General features: G+C 69.8%; 12 protein-coding genes. 4 read left to right on the top strand and 8 right to left on the bottom strand.

What is annotated here, in order from left to right; translation table 11 throughout:
• Positions 1 to 7: 7 nt before the first annotated feature.
• Positions 8 to 505, bottom strand: coding sequence for a MarR family transcriptional regulator TamR (gene tamR / locus ACWC91_RS20795; protein ID WP_141360378.1), 498 nt, complete (start codon positions 503 to 505; stop codon positions 8 to 10).
• 126 nt (positions 506 to 631) lie between these two features.
• Between tamR and ACWC91_RS20790 the strand changes: the two genes are divergently transcribed.
• Positions 632 to 1,450, top strand: a complete 819-nt coding sequence (locus ACWC91_RS20790; RefSeq protein WP_225074902.1) for a trans-aconitate 2-methyltransferase — start codon at positions 632 to 634, stop codon at positions 1,448 to 1,450.
• 3 nt (positions 1,451 to 1,453) lie between these two features.
• Positions 1,454 to 1,816 carry a VOC family protein gene (locus ACWC91_RS20785; RefSeq protein WP_281156042.1) on the top strand — a complete coding sequence of 121 codons (363 nt, stop codon included), beginning with the start codon at positions 1,454 to 1,456 and terminating at the stop codon, positions 1,814 to 1,816.
• Positions 1,817 to 1,848: 32 nt separating this feature from the next.
• Here ACWC91_RS20785 and ACWC91_RS20780 read toward each other — a convergent pair whose 3' ends face one another.
• Together ACWC91_RS20780 and ACWC91_RS20775 are read right to left on the bottom strand one after the other, a co-directional pair.
• Complete coding sequence (locus ACWC91_RS20780) at positions 1,849 to 2,523, bottom strand: TetR/AcrR family transcriptional regulator (protein ID WP_141360380.1); 675 nt, start codon at positions 2,521 to 2,523, stop codon at positions 1,849 to 1,851.
• Complete coding sequence (locus tag ACWC91_RS20775) at positions 2,520 to 3,527, bottom strand: acyl-CoA desaturase (protein WP_225074790.1); 1,008 nt, start codon at positions 3,525 to 3,527, stop codon at positions 2,520 to 2,522. The genes ACWC91_RS20780 and ACWC91_RS20775 overlap by 4 nt, the downstream gene beginning before the upstream one ends.
• A gap of 290 nt (positions 3,528 to 3,817) precedes the next feature.
• On the opposite strand from ACWC91_RS20775, the gene ppc reads away from it, so the two are divergent.
• Together ppc and ACWC91_RS20765 are read left to right on the top strand one after the other, a co-directional pair.
• Positions 3,818 to 6,559: a phosphoenolpyruvate carboxylase gene (gene ppc / locus ACWC91_RS20770; RefSeq protein ID WP_450643324.1), complete on the top strand. Its 2,742-nt coding sequence runs from the start codon at positions 3,818 to 3,820 to the stop codon at positions 6,557 to 6,559.
• A gap of 384 nt (positions 6,560 to 6,943) precedes the next feature.
• Positions 6,944 to 9,778 (top strand): ExeM/NucH family extracellular endonuclease, encoded by a 2,835-nt coding sequence (locus tag ACWC91_RS20765; protein ID WP_450643322.1) that lies wholly within the window; start codon positions 6,944 to 6,946, stop codon positions 9,776 to 9,778.
• Between the two features lie 136 nt (positions 9,779 to 9,914).
• Here ACWC91_RS20765 and ACWC91_RS20760 read toward each other — a convergent pair whose 3' ends face one another.
• The 5 genes from ACWC91_RS20760 to ACWC91_RS20740 form a co-directional block, all read right to left on the bottom strand.
• Positions 9,915 to 10,379 (bottom strand): hypothetical protein, encoded by a 465-nt coding sequence (locus tag ACWC91_RS20760; RefSeq protein WP_225074793.1) that lies wholly within the window; start codon positions 10,377 to 10,379, stop codon positions 9,915 to 9,917.
• Between the two features lie 185 nt (positions 10,380 to 10,564).
• Positions 10,565 to 11,071 carry a hypothetical protein gene (locus ACWC91_RS20755; protein ID WP_225074794.1) on the bottom strand — a complete coding sequence of 169 codons (507 nt, stop codon included), beginning with the start codon at positions 11,069 to 11,071 and terminating at the stop codon, positions 10,565 to 10,567.
• A 52-nt stretch (positions 11,072 to 11,123) separates the two neighbouring features.
• Positions 11,124 to 11,726, bottom strand: coding sequence for an aminoacyl-tRNA hydrolase (gene pth / locus ACWC91_RS20750; RefSeq protein ID WP_225074795.1), 603 nt, complete (start codon positions 11,724 to 11,726; stop codon positions 11,124 to 11,126).
• Between the two features lie 79 nt (positions 11,727 to 11,805).
• A complete protein-coding gene (locus ACWC91_RS20745) occupies positions 11,806 to 12,396 on the bottom strand; it encodes a 50S ribosomal protein L25/general stress protein Ctc (RefSeq protein ID WP_225074796.1) in 591 nt (196 codons plus the stop codon).
• Between the two features lie 188 nt (positions 12,397 to 12,584).
• Positions 12,585 to 13,559 carry a ribose-phosphate diphosphokinase gene (locus tag ACWC91_RS20740; protein ID WP_225074797.1) on the bottom strand — a complete coding sequence of 325 codons (975 nt, stop codon included), beginning with the start codon at positions 13,557 to 13,559 and terminating at the stop codon, positions 12,585 to 12,587.
• Between the last annotated feature and the right edge of the window lie 39 nt (positions 13,560 to 13,598).

Here is a 13,598-nt window from a genome sequence, read left to right as displayed (position 1 = left end):
CGCCCCCTCAGCCGGGGATGTTGTCGAACGGGGCGGTCAACTGGCGCAGCAGGCCGGCCAGTTCGGCGCGCTGCGCGGTCGACAGCTCGGCCAGCAGCGCGCGCTCCTGGTCCAGGAGTCCGGCCAGGGACCGGTCTGCACGGTCCCGGCCCTCGTCCGTCAGGCGGACCAGCACCCCGCGCCGGTCGCTGGGGTCGGGGAGTCGCTCCACCAGGCCCTTCTTGGCCAGCCGGTCGATGCGGTTCGTCATCGTGCCCGAGGTGACCAGTGTCTGGGTCAGCAGTTGCCCGGGGGAGAGCTGGTAGGGCGAGCCCGCGCGCCTGAGCGCCGTCAGGACGTCGAACTCCCAGGGCTCCAGACTGTGCTCGGAGAAGGCGAGTCGGCGTGCGCGGTCCAGGTGCCTGGCCAGCCTGCTCACCCGGCTGAGCACCTCAAGCGGTTCCACGTCGAGGTCCGGGCGCTCCCGGCGCCACGCTGCGACCAGCCGATCGACCTCGTCCTCCATGGCGATCAGTGTAGTGGTTGTGTCGACGTGAAGTCTCTTGGCGTCGAGTCTCTTGACGTCGAGATAATTACCGGGGGAGAGTTGAACGCAGCCGCCGACGACTCCCCGCACCTCCAGGAGGCCGCCATGTCCGTCCACAACCCCGCCTGGGATCCCGCCCAGTACCTGCGCCACGCTGGCCACCGGGCCCGCCCCTTCGCCGATCTCCTCGCCCGCGTCCCAGCTCTGCCCGGCGACCGGCCCCGCATCGCCGACCTCGGCTGCGGCCCCGGCAATGTCACCGCCCTGCTCGCCGACCGCTGGCCCACCGCGCACATCACCGGCTACGACAACTCCCCGGCGATGCTCGACAAGGCCGTGGTCGACCACCAGGGCCCCACCCCCGGCGGCGGCCGCCTCGACTTCACTCCCGCCGACGTCCGCACCTGGACCCCCGCCGAGCCGCACGACCTGATCGTCAGCAACGCCACGCTCCAGTGGGTGCCCGGACACCCGGACCGCTTCGCCGACTGGGTGGCGGGGCTGCGCCCCGGCGGCACCTTCGCCTTCCAGGTCCCCGGCAACTTCTCCGCCCCCAGCCACCGGCTCATGCGCGAGCTCGCCCGCTCCGCCCGCCGGCGCGACCTGCTCGCGGATGTCCTGCGCCACGAGGACGCGGTGCTCGCCCCCGAGGCCTATCTGGAGCGGCTGACCGGCCTCGGCTGCGCCGCCGACGTCTGGGAGACCACGTACATCCACCTGCTGGCCGGTGAGGACCCGGTCCTGGACTGGGTGAAGGGCACCGGTCTGCGGCCCGTCCTCACCGCCCTCGCCGACGACCCGGCGGCCCGCGAGGAGTTCCTGACCGAGTACCGCGCCGCCCTGCGGGAGGCCTACCCGGCCGGACCGCACGGCACCCCGTTCCCCTTCCGCCGCATCTTCGCGGTCGCCACCAAGGAGGCGTGAGGCATGCTCGCCGCCGTCGACCACGTCCAGCTCGCCGCCCCGCCCGGCTCCGAGGACGACCTGCGGGCGTACTACGCCGGTGTCCTCGGCATGACCGAGGTCCCGAAGCCGCCGGCTCTGGCCGCGCGCGGCGGCTGCTGGTTCCAGGCCGGGGCCGTCCGGCTCCACCTGGGCATCGAACGGGACTTCCGCCCCGCGAGGAAGGCCCACCCGGGACTCCGGGTGACGGCCGCCGAGGCCTTCGCCGCCCGGCTCGCGGCGCACGGCGCGAAGGTCGTCTGGGACGACGGCCTGCCGGGCCACAGGCGCTTCTACTCCGAGGACCCCGTCGGCAACCGCCTGGAGTTCCTGGAACCGCTCGCCTGAACCTCCCGCCCAGGACGTCGCGGCGCCCGGTCCTAGGACTTGCGGTGCCCGATCAGCCGGGGCCGCGGCTCCAGCCCGTCCAGCCCGTGCCAGGCCAGGTTCACCAGGTGGGCCGCGACCTCCGCCTTCTTCGGGCGGCGGACGTCCAGCCACCACTGGCCGGTCAGGGCGACCATGCCGACCAGCGCCTGGGCGTACAGCGGGGCCAGCTTCGGGTCGAAGCCGCGGGACTTGAACTCGCGGCCCAGGATGTCCTCCACCTGGGTGGCGATGTCCGAGATCAGGGAGGCGAAGGAACCCGTCGACTGGGGGATGGGGGAGTCGCGGACCAGGATGCGGAAGCCGTCCGTGTACTCCTCGATGTAGTCCAGCAGCGCGAACGCCGCCTGCTCGCACAGCTCGCGGGGGTGGCCCGCCGTCAGCGAGCCGGTGACCATGTCCAGCAGCCGCCGCATCTCGCGGTCCACCACGACGGCGTACAGGCCCTCCTTGCCGCCGAAGTGCTCGTACACCACCGGCTTGGACACCCCGGCCTTGGCCGCGATCTCCTCCACCGAGGTGCCCTCGAAGCCCTTCGCCGCGAACAGCGTGCGACCGATCTCCAGCAGTTGCTGGCGGCGCTCGGCACCGGTCATACGGGTACGGCGCGTGCGCCGCGGCTTGTCATTGCTGGGGGTGCTGGAGTCGGTCGCCACGCCGTCAATCATGCCGCCTCGGCGGTCTTCCTCCGGCGCCGGGAGTCGCCCTCCCCGTCGTTGCGGCGGGAATCGATACGCGAGCGTGACGGCCAGCGCACGTCGTAGGCCCAGCCGAACCGCTCGAACCAGCGGATGATCCGGGCCGAGGAGTCCAGCTGGCCGCGCTCCACTCCGTGCCGGGCCGAGGTCGGGTCGGCGTGGTGCAGGTTGTGCCAGGACTCGCCGCAGGACAGGATCGCCAGCCACCACACGTTGCCCGAGCGGTCCCGCGACTTGAACGGGCGCTTGCCGACCGCGTGACAGATGGAGTTGATCGACCAGGTCACGTGGTGCAGCAGCGCCACCCGGACCAGCGAGCCCCAGAAGAACGCGGTGAACGCGCCCCACCACGACATCGTGACCAGGCCGCCGATCAGCGCCGGCAGCGCCAGCGACACCGCCGTCCACAGCACGAACTGACGGGAGATCGTCCGCATGGCCCGGTCCTTGATCAGGTCCGGGGCGTACTTGTCCTGCGGGGTCTGCTCCTCGTCGAACATCCAGCCGACATGGGCCCACCACAGGCCCTTCAGCAGCGCCGGAACCGTCTCGCCGTACCGCCACGGGGAGTGCGGATCACCCTCGTGGTCGGAGAACTTGTGGTGCCTGCGATGGTCGGCGACCCAGCGGACCAGGGGTCCCTCGACCGCCATCGACCCCGCGATCGCCAGCGCGATCCTCAGGGGCCGCTTCGCCTTGAACGAGCCATGCGTGAAATGCCGGTGGAAACCGATCGTGATGCCGTGACAGCCGAGGAAGTAGAAGAAGACCAGCAGGCCGAGATCCAGCCAGCTCACCCCCCAGCCCCATGCCAGCGGCACCGCTGCGAGCAGCGCGAGGAACGGAACGGTGATGAAGAGCAGCAGCGTGAACTGTTCGATCGAACGCTTCTGCTCACCTCCCAGGGTGGCGGAGGGAAGAGAGGTGTCGGTCGCCTTCGGGGCGTCGTCGATCACATCGGAGCTTGTGGTCATGGGCGTCCCCTGTGGGGTCGAGGGTCGAGACGGGTCGTCGGGGTCAGGGAACCGTTCAGCTCCCTACGGTTCCGTAACCTACGGCGTCGTAAGTATGGCAGCGCCTCGCGCCGCGGCAAGAGCCCCTAGCCTGCGCGTCCCCCATGACACCTAGACTTGGAGGCGGTCGGACAGCGCGGTCCGCTCTGAAGAATTCCTTCCCGGACACCTGGCCCGTAAGCGGCAGCCGCCGCGCGGCACTCGTCCGGGTTCCCTCCCAGACGTGCTTCAACCCGCAAGGAGCCGCACCTGTGAGCAGTGCCGACGAGCAGACGACGACCAGCGCCGAGCTGCGTGCAGACATCCGCCGACTGGGTGACCTCCTCGGGGAGGCCCTGGTACGCCAGGAGGGCCCCGAGCTCCTCGACCTGGTCGAGAAGGTCCGCCGCCTCACCCGGGAGGACGGTGAGGCCGCCGCCGAACTGCTGCGCGGCACCGAACTCGACACCGCGGCCAAGCTGGTCCGCGCCTTCTCCACCTACTTCCATCTGGCGAACGTCACCGAACAGGTGCACCGCGGACGCGAACTGCGTGCCCGGCGCGCCGCCGAGGGCGGCCTGCTCGCCCGTACCGCCGACCGTCTCAAGGACGCCGACCCCGAACACCTGCGCGAGACCGTCCGGCACCTGAACGTCCGCCCGGTGTTCACCGCCCACCCCACCGAGGCCGCCCGCCGCTCGGTGCTCAACAAGCTCCGGCGCATCGCCGCGCTCCTGGAGGCCCCGGTCGTCGAGTCCGACCGCCGCCGCCTGGACACCCGGCTGGCGGAGAACATCGACCTCGTCTGGCAGACCGACGAGCTCCGCGTCGTCCGCCCCGAGCCCGCCGACGAGTCCCGCAACGCCATCTACTACCTCGACGAACTCCACGCCGGCGCCGTCGGCGACGTCCTGGAGGACCTCACCGCGGAACTGGAGCGCGTCGGCGTCAGGCTGCCCGACGACACCCGCCCCCTCACCTTCGGCACCTGGATCGGCGGCGACCGCGACGGCAACCCCAACGTGACCCCCGAGGTCACCTGGGACGTGCTGATCCTCCAGCACGAGCACGGCATCAACGACGCCCTCGACATGATCGACGAGCTGCGCGGCCTCCTGTCCAACTCGATCCGCTACACCGGCGCCACCGACGCACTGCTCCAGTCCCTCGGGACCGACCTGGAGAACCTGCCGGAGATCAGCCCCCGCTACAAGCGGCTCAACGCCGAGGAGCCCTACCGGCTCAAGGCCACCTGCATCCGGCAGAAGCTCGTCAACACCAAGCAGCGCCTGGCCACCGGCACCCCGCACGAGACCGGCCGCGACTACCTCGGCACCTCGGAACTCCTGGGCGACCTGCGGATCATCCAGGACTCCCTGCGCGAGAACCGCGGCGGACTGTTCGCCGACGGCCGCCTGGGCCGCACCATCCGCACCCTGGCCGCCTTCGGTCTCCAGCTGGCCACCATGGACGTCCGAGAGCACGCCGACGCCCACCACCACGCCCTCGGCCAGCTCTTCGACCGGCTCGGCGAGGAGTCCTGGCGCTACGCCGACATGCCCCGCGAGTACCGCGCCAAGCTGCTCGCCAAGGAGCTGAGGTCCAGGAGGCCGCTCGCCCCCACCCCGGCCCCCGTCGACGCGGCCGGCGCCAAGACCCTCGGCGTCTTCGAGACGGTCAAGCGAGCCCTGAGCGTGTTCGGGCCCGAGGTCATCGAGTCGTACATCATCTCCATGTGCCAGGGCGCCGACGACGTCTTCGCCGCCGCCGTCCTGGCCCGCGAGGCCGGACTCGTCGACCTGCACGCCGGCTGGGCCAGGATCGGCATCGTGCCGCTGCTGGAGACCACCGACGAGCTCAGGGCCGCCGACACCATCCTGGAGGACATGCTCTCCGACCCGTCCTACCGGCGCCTGGTCGCGCTCAGGGGCGATGTGCAGGAGGTCATGCTCGGGTACTCCGACTCCTCCAAGTTCGGCGGCATCACCACCAGCCAGTGGGAGATCCACCGCGCCCAGCGGCGCCTGCGCGACGTCGCCCACCGCTACGGCGTACGGCTGCGGCTCTTCCACGGCCGCGGCGGCACCGTCGGCCGCGGCGGCGGCCCCACCCACGACGCCATCCTCGCCCAGCCCTGGGGCACCCTGGAGGGTGAGATCAAGGTGACCGAGCAGGGCGAGGTCATCTCCGACAAGTACCTCATCCCGTCCCTGGCCCGGGAGAACCTGGAACTGACGGTCGCCGCGACCCTTCAGGCCTCCGCCCTGCACACCGCCCCGCGCCAGTCGGTGGAGGCACTGGCCCGCTGGGACGCCGCGATGGACGTGGTGTCCAACGCCGCCCACGCCGCCTACCGCAGGCTCGTCGAGGACCCCGACCTGCCGGCGTACTTCTTCGCCTCCACCCCCGTGGACCAGCTCGCCGACCTGCACCTGGGCTCGCGTCCCTCGCGCCGCCCCGACTCCGGCGCCGGACTCGACGGACTGCGCGCCATCCCCTGGGTGTTCGGCTGGACCCAGTCCCGGCAGATCGTGCCCGGCTGGTTCGGCGTCGGCTCCGGGCTGAAGGCGCTGCGCGAGGCGGGCCTGCGGCTGGAGGGGGACACCGTGCTCGACGAGCTGCACGAACAGTGGCACTTCTTCCGCAACTTCATCTCCAACGTCGAGATGACCCTGGCCAAGACCGACCTGCGCATCGCGCAGCACTACGTCGACACCCTCGTCCCCGACGAGCTCAAGCACATCTTCGACACCATCCGGGCCGAGCACGAACTCACCGTGCGCGAGGTGCTGCGCGTCACCGGCGAGAGCGAACTCCTCGACGCGCAGCCCGTGCTCAGGCAGACCTTCGCCATCCGCGACGCCTACCTCGACCCGATCTCCTACCTCCAGGTCACCCTGCTCAAGCGGCAGCGCGACGCGGCGGCGGCCGGTCAGGAACCCGACCCGCTGCTCTCCCGGGCCCTGCTGCTCACGGTCAACGGAGTGGCGGCCGGCCTGCGCAACACCGGCTGACCGCTACAAGCGAGACGCTCGGCTGGGATTTTCCAGCCGAGCGTCTTTGCGTGGGCGGCTGTTCACCTCGGCCGCCACGGCGGCCATGTGCTCCCGGCTGTGCCGCGACGGCCTGCCCGAGGCCGTCGCCCTGCTCACCTCGCCCACCGTGCCCGCGCGGGCGTGAGGGCCGCGTCGGCGGCCGCCGGCGGGTCAACGTTCGGTCTGACGCGTAACCCTGACGCTCCTTCATGCCGCCGCCCCATTTTGGAGAGATCGAGACAATCAGTTCACCTGACGTTGGGATAACGGCCGGGAGTCCCGGTTTTACTCGCTTCGCCTTGTTCGGTCGTACTCGGGTTCCCGTTGCCCGTGCCGCCGTTCTCCAACTTCAGGAGCGACTCCATGCCTCTTCCTCTCCCGAGGAACTCCCGGTCCCGCCGGACTCTGGTCCGGGCCACCGGCATCGTGCTTGCCGTGACCGGTCTGAGTAGCTTCCTTGCCGGGCCTGCCGACGCCAACCCGGCCGGTACCGGACTGGTGATCAACGAGGTGTACGGCGGGGGCGGCAACTCCGGCTCCACCTACACCAATGACTACATAGAGCTGTTCAACCCGACCGACGCGGCCGTCAGCGTGAGCGGCTGGTCGGTGTCGTACTTCAGCGCCAAGGGCAACCTCGGCGGGACGACGGCCCTCTCGGGCAGCGTGCCGGCCCGCGGCTACTACCTGGTCCAGGAGGCGAAGGGCACCGGCGGCACCACGCCGCTGCCCACCCCCGACACGAGCGGTCAGCTGGCGATGTCGGCGACCGACGGCTCGGTGACGCTGAACGATGCGACCAGTGCCGTCGTCGACACGGTCGGCTTCGGCACCGGCTCGATCGTCGAGGGCGCGGCTGCTCCCGCGCCGAGCAACACCACGGCCGTCACCCGCGTGACCCCCGGTGTGGACACGGACAACAACAGCGTCGACTTCACCACTCGCCAGCCCGCCCCCAAGAACTCGGGCAATGAACCCGGTGACGGCGGCGGTGAACCGGGCGGTGACGCAGGCAATGTGACGATCGCCGAGATCCAGGGCACCAACACGGACACCTCGCCGTTGGCGGGCAAGACGGTCACCACGGAGGGTGTCGTCACGGCGGTGTACGCGACGGGCGGGTTCAACGGTTTCTACATCGAGACGGGAGGCGCCGGCGGCACCGTTGCCGACGACAAGACGCCCGGAGCCTCGGACGCCGTGTTCGTCCACGGGTCACAGTCGGCCGGCATCGTGACCGTCGGCGAGAGCGTCCAGGTGCGCGGTACGGTCCAGGAGTTCGCCGGCACCACCGAGATCACCTTCCCGACCGTCACGAAGCTGTCCACCCCGCTGCCGCCCGTCACCCCCCTCAAGATCGCGTGGAGCGACCTGGAGACCGACGCCCGGAAGGAAGCGCACGAGGGCGAGCTCATCGCTCCCCAGGGCGACTTCACGGTGACGGACAACTACAACACCAACTTCTACGGCCAGATCGGGCTGGCCGCCGGCGACAAGATGCTGCGCCAGCCGACGGACGCGGGCCCCGCCGGCAGCGACGCCGCACAGCAGGCCGCCGACTACAACGACTCCCACGCCATCACACTCGATGACGGCGCCGGCGTCAGCTACACCGCCACCGGCGCCGCCGCCAACGACCCGCTGCCCTGGCTCACCGCCGGCAACCCGGTCAGCGTGGGTGCCAAGGTGACCTTCCACAAGCCCGTTGTCCTGGAGTACCGCAACTCGCTGTGGAACTTCCAGCCCACCGGCCAGGTCAACGGCGCCGGCACGGACATCGTCTCCTTCTCCGACATGCGCGCCCAGAAGGCGAAGCCGGCGGCCGTGGGCGGCAAGGTCCGCCTCGCGACCTTCAACGTGCAGAACTACTTCCCGATGACGGGCGACCAGTACATCGCCAAGGGCCTGGGGAAGTGCTCCTTCTACAACGACCGCCAGGGCAACCACATCGCGGTCAACGACTGCGGTGCCACCGGCCCGCGCGGCGCCGCCGACGAGGCCAACTTCCAGCGCCAGCAGAGCAAGATCGTCACCGGCATCAACGGACTCGGGGCCAGCGTGGTCTCACTGGAGGAGGTCGAGAACTCGGCCAAGTTCGGAGAGGACCGCGACAAGGCGCTCGCGAGCCTGGTCGACGCCCTCAACGCCAAGGCGGGCGCAGGCACCTGGGCCTTCACGCCGTCGCCGGCGGCTGCGGACCGACCGGCGGTGACCGCCGAGGACGTCATCCGGACCGCGTTCATCTACAAGCCGGCCGACGTCTCCCCGGTGGGGGCCTCGCACATCCTGAAGGACCTCTCCGGTCCCGGTCAGGACTTCTCCATCGCGCGCGAGCCGCTCGCCCAGGGCTTCAAGGCCGTCGGCACCGCCGACTCCGACGCCTTCCTGGTCGTGGCCAACCACCTGAAGTCGAAGGGCGGAACCGGCGCCGGTCTCTACCCCGGCGACAAGGAGGACACCCGCCCCGCCTACAACCAGGGCGCCTACAACGAGACCCGCACGCACCAGGCGCACGACATGCTCGGCTTCGCGCAGGAGCAGGCGCAGGCGCTGAAGACGGACAAGGTGTTCCTCGTCGGCGACTTCAACGCCTACAACCACGAGGACCCGATGGAGTACCTGTACAGCCAGGGCTACAGCGACCTCGGGTCGACGTACGACCCGGACCACTACTCCTACTCCTTCCACGGCCTCCAGGGCACCCTCGACCACATCGTCGCCAGCCCGGCCGCGCAGTCGATGGTCACCGGCGCGACGGTCTGGCAGATCAACGCACAGGAGTCGGTCGCCTACAACTACAGCCGCTACAACTACAACGCCACACAGCTCTTCAACGGCGACGACCCCTTCTCGGCCTCCGACCACGACCCCGTGGTCGTCGGCCTCAACATCGGGTCGGAGTCCGGGAAGGTCGCTTCCAAGGTCGACCTCAAGGTCACCCCGAACAAGGTCGTGGTGAACAAGACCGAGGTCATGGCGCACGTGACGGTCACGGCCGACGGCGCCAAGCCGACCGGCACCGTCACGGTGACCGTCGACGGCCAGACCTGCGGCGCCAAGCTCAACGGCGGCGTGGCGAACGTCAAGCTGCCGGTGTTCCACAAGACGGGCACGCACACCGTGACCGTGAGCTACTCCGGGGACGCCAAGGTGCTCGCCGGGACGGCTGACGCATCGGTGACGGTCACCACCAAGTAGCGCGCACGCACTGACGCGCGGCATGTACGACGGGAGCCTGCCCTTCGGGGCAGGCTCCCGTTCCTACTGGTCATGGAGGCTTACTGGTCATGGAGGTGTCGCGGACCGCGTGGACCAGCCGCCCGGCCCTCCGGGCTCAGTACGTGCCCTTGATCACAAAGAAGGAGCCGCGGATCACTCCGGCCAGCTTCGATTTCTGGCGCGCGAACTTGAAACGTGAAGCCAGTTCCTCGGGGACTTCCATGCCTTCCGAGAGCTTGAACCCCACTGCGCGCTTCGTTCCGTCATCGATGCCGTACATCACGTTGATCGACAGCCCGGACTCGTAGAACACGTAAGCCATCCGAAACCCGTCCACCTCGAAGGAAGCCACCTCGAGCGGACGGGCGGAGATGACGATGTCCCGCTCCTCGGAGAGGATGCGGGTCACCCAGTCGAGCACTTCCGGTGCCTCGCCGGCGGGCCTGACGGTGAAAACGTGGTCGTACTTGTTCTTGTAATAGCGCGCCTCGTTGGCGCGTAGTCCCGCGAGAGCCTCCGCCACCGGGGACGACGCCAGGCCGACGGTGGACACGTTCGCGAAGTCTACGGTGTACGGCATGAGCTCTCCTTGAGGCAGCGGCCCGCCCCGCCGCGAGGCCGCGGTGTCGTATCCACGCTACGTGCCCGCGCCGCGGCCCGGCTTCTCGATTCCTGCTCGATCGGGGCGACCTGTTCATCGGCCGGGCTTCGGGCGATGCCCTCCGGCCGGCCCACCGGCATGGGAACAGCCCGTTCCGGGGTGGCTCACAACGCCAGGAAGACCGCCGTCAGCAGCGCGACCCCCGACCCGGCCAGCACCCACGCCGCCCGGGTCCGCCGCAGTCCGCCCGCCACGACCACCGAGGCCAGCAGCAGCGCACCGCCCAGCGGGGCCCACGCGTACAGGATCCCGGCCGGGCCCGAGCGGACCACCTCGTCCGTACCCGGCTTCACGACGACGCTGTAGGTCTGCCCCTTGCGCACCGCCACGGTGTGGTCGATCACCACCTGGGCGCGGCCCTTCGACCCCGTCGAGACCGGTGTGTACGGCCCGGTGCACGTGTCGCCGTCGCACCGCGTCACCGCGACCGTGCCCTGCTCACGTCCCTTGGTGAGCATCACGTACGGCGCGGTGCGCCAGGACGCCCACACTCCCGCGATGAGGATCAGCGCCGTGACGGTGCCCATGGCCGCGACCCGCCCGAACCGGAGCGCGGCGTGGGAGGCCTGACGGGAACGGGTGGCGGTGGCGGCAGGCATGGCCGGGATCATTGGCCATGTCGCTACGACCGGTCAACTCCAGGGGGTGCGGCGGGAGGACAAGTCAGGAGTTGTACGCGCTTTGCGCCCGCTCCAGCCCCTCAGCCAGCAGACACTCCACCGAGTCCGCCGTCCGGTCCACGAAGTAGTCCAGCTCCTTGCGCTCGGCGGAGGAGAAGTCCTTCAGCACGAAGTCGGCCACCTGCATACGGCCCGGCGGACGTCCGATCCCGAACCGCACCCGGTGGTAGTCCGGGCCCATCGCCTTCGTCATCGACTTCAGCCCGTTGTGGCCGTTGTCGCCGCCGCCCAGCTTCAGCCGCAGCACGCCGTAGTCGATGTCCAGTTCGTCGTGCACCGCCACGACGTTCGCGAGCGGCACCTTGTAGAAGTCGCGCAGCGCGTTCACCGGCCCGCCGGACAGGTTCATGAACGACATCGGCTTCACCAGCACCACCCGGCGGCTCTCCGGCCCGGGAGGGCCGATCCGCCCCTCCACCACCTGCGCCTGCGCCTTGCCCGCCCGCTTGAACCGGCCCCCGATCCGGTCGGCCAGCAGATCCACCACCATGAACCCGACGTTGTGCCGGTTCATGGCGTACTCCGGTCCGGGATTGCCGAGGCCGACGATCAGCCAGGGGGCGTTCGCGGAGGTCGTCACGTCCATGTCTCCTCAATACGCGTCATACGCGCCAGCCGCCGCCCCCCGAGGGAAGCGGCGGCTGACGAGACGGCGACGGTCGGGCTCAGGCCTGCGCGGCCTCTTCGCCTTCCTCGCCCGCCGGGGCCTCCTCGGCCTGCGCGGCCAGCACCTGGAGCACCGCGGTGTCCTCCTCGACGGCCAGCTTGACGCCGTTGGGGAGGTTGATGTCCTTGGCGAGGATCGCGTCACCGGCCGACAGACCGGCCACGGACACCGGCAGGGTGTCCGGGATGTGCGTGGCCTCGGCCTCGACCGGCAGCGCGGTCAGGACGTGCTCGAGCAGGTTGCCGCCCGGGGCCAGCTCGCCCTCGGCGACGACCGGGATCTCGACGACGACGCGCTCGCCGCGCTTGACCATCAGCAGGTCCACGTGGACCAGGAAGCCCTTCAGCGGGTCGCGCTGCACGGCCTTCGGAATCGCCAGCTCGTTGCTCTTGCCGTCGATGTCCAGCGAGATCAGGACGTTCGGCGTACGCAGCGCCATCAGCAGCTCGTGACCCGGCAGCGTCAGGTGGATCGGCACCATGCCGTGCTCGTACAGCACACCGGGAACCTTGTTCTCACGGCGGACACGGCGGGCGGCACCCTTGCCGAACTCGGTGCGCGTCTCGGCGGCGAGCTTCACCTCGGACATGCTCTTCACTCCTCGTAGAGGTACACGGAAAACGGTCGGGGTCACCCGGCCACGAACGGCCTGCTACGAAGAGCGCGTCGATAACGGATCGCCGTACCTCGAGAACGAGTACGGCCTCCCTCGCCGAGCAACTGAAGCAGTCTACTCGGAGCGGGAGGCCGGACCCAAAACGATCTAGGGTCTGATGCTCACTGCTCGTCGAACAGGCTCGTGACCGAGCCGTCCTCGAACACCTCGCGCACCGCACGCGCGATGGTCGGCGCGATGGACAGCACCGTGATCTTGTCCAGTTCCAGCTCGTTCGGCGTCGGCAGCGTGTCGGTGAACACGAACTCGCTCACCTTGGAGTTCTTCAGCCGGTCCGCCGCGGGACCCGACAGCACACCGTGCGTCGCCGTCACGATCACGTCCTCCGCGCCGTGCGCGAACAGGGCGTCCGCCGCGGCGCAGATCGTGCCGCCGGTGTCGATCATGTCGTCCACCAGGACGCAGATGCGGCCCTTCACATCACCGACGACCTCGTGGACGGTGACCTGGTTCGCCACGTCCTTGTCACGCCGCTTGTGCACGATCGCCAGCGGCGCGCCCAGCCGGTCGCACCAGCGGTCCGCCACCCGCACCCGGCCGGCGTCCGGGGACACCACCGTCAGCTTCGAACGGTCGACCTTGTTGCCCACGTAGTCCGCCAGCAGCGGCAGCGCGAACAGGTGGTCCACCGGCCCGTCGAAGAAGCCCTGGATCTGGTCCGTGTGCAGATCCACGGTGAGGATGCGGTCGGCACCCGCGGTCTTCATCAGATCCGCGATCAGACGCGCCGAGATCGGTTCACGTCCCCGGTGCTTCTTGTCCTGCCGCGCGTAACCGTAGAACGGCACGATGACCGTGATGGAGCGGGCCGACGCGCGCTTCAGCGCGTCGATCATGATCAGCTGCTCCATGATCCACTTGTTGATCGGAGCAGTGTGGCTCTGGATCAGGAAGCAGTCCGCGCCGCGGGCCGACTCCTGATAACGCACGTAGATCTCGCCGTTCGCGAAGTCGAACGCCTTCGTCGGGACGACCCCGACGCCCAACTCGTGGGCGATTTCCTCGGCAAGCTCGGGGTGGGCGCGGCCGGAGAAGAACATCATCTTCTTCTCGCCGGTCGTCTTGATCCCGGTCACAGCAGTGTCTCCTCAGCGGGTGGTTCGCAACGTGGTGGG

The sequence above is a fragment of the Streptomyces sp. NPDC001204 genome (assembly GCF_053598035.1).
The sequence above is the reverse complement of the archived record's forward strand: the minus strand, read 5'-3'. Positions and strand labels throughout refer to the sequence as shown.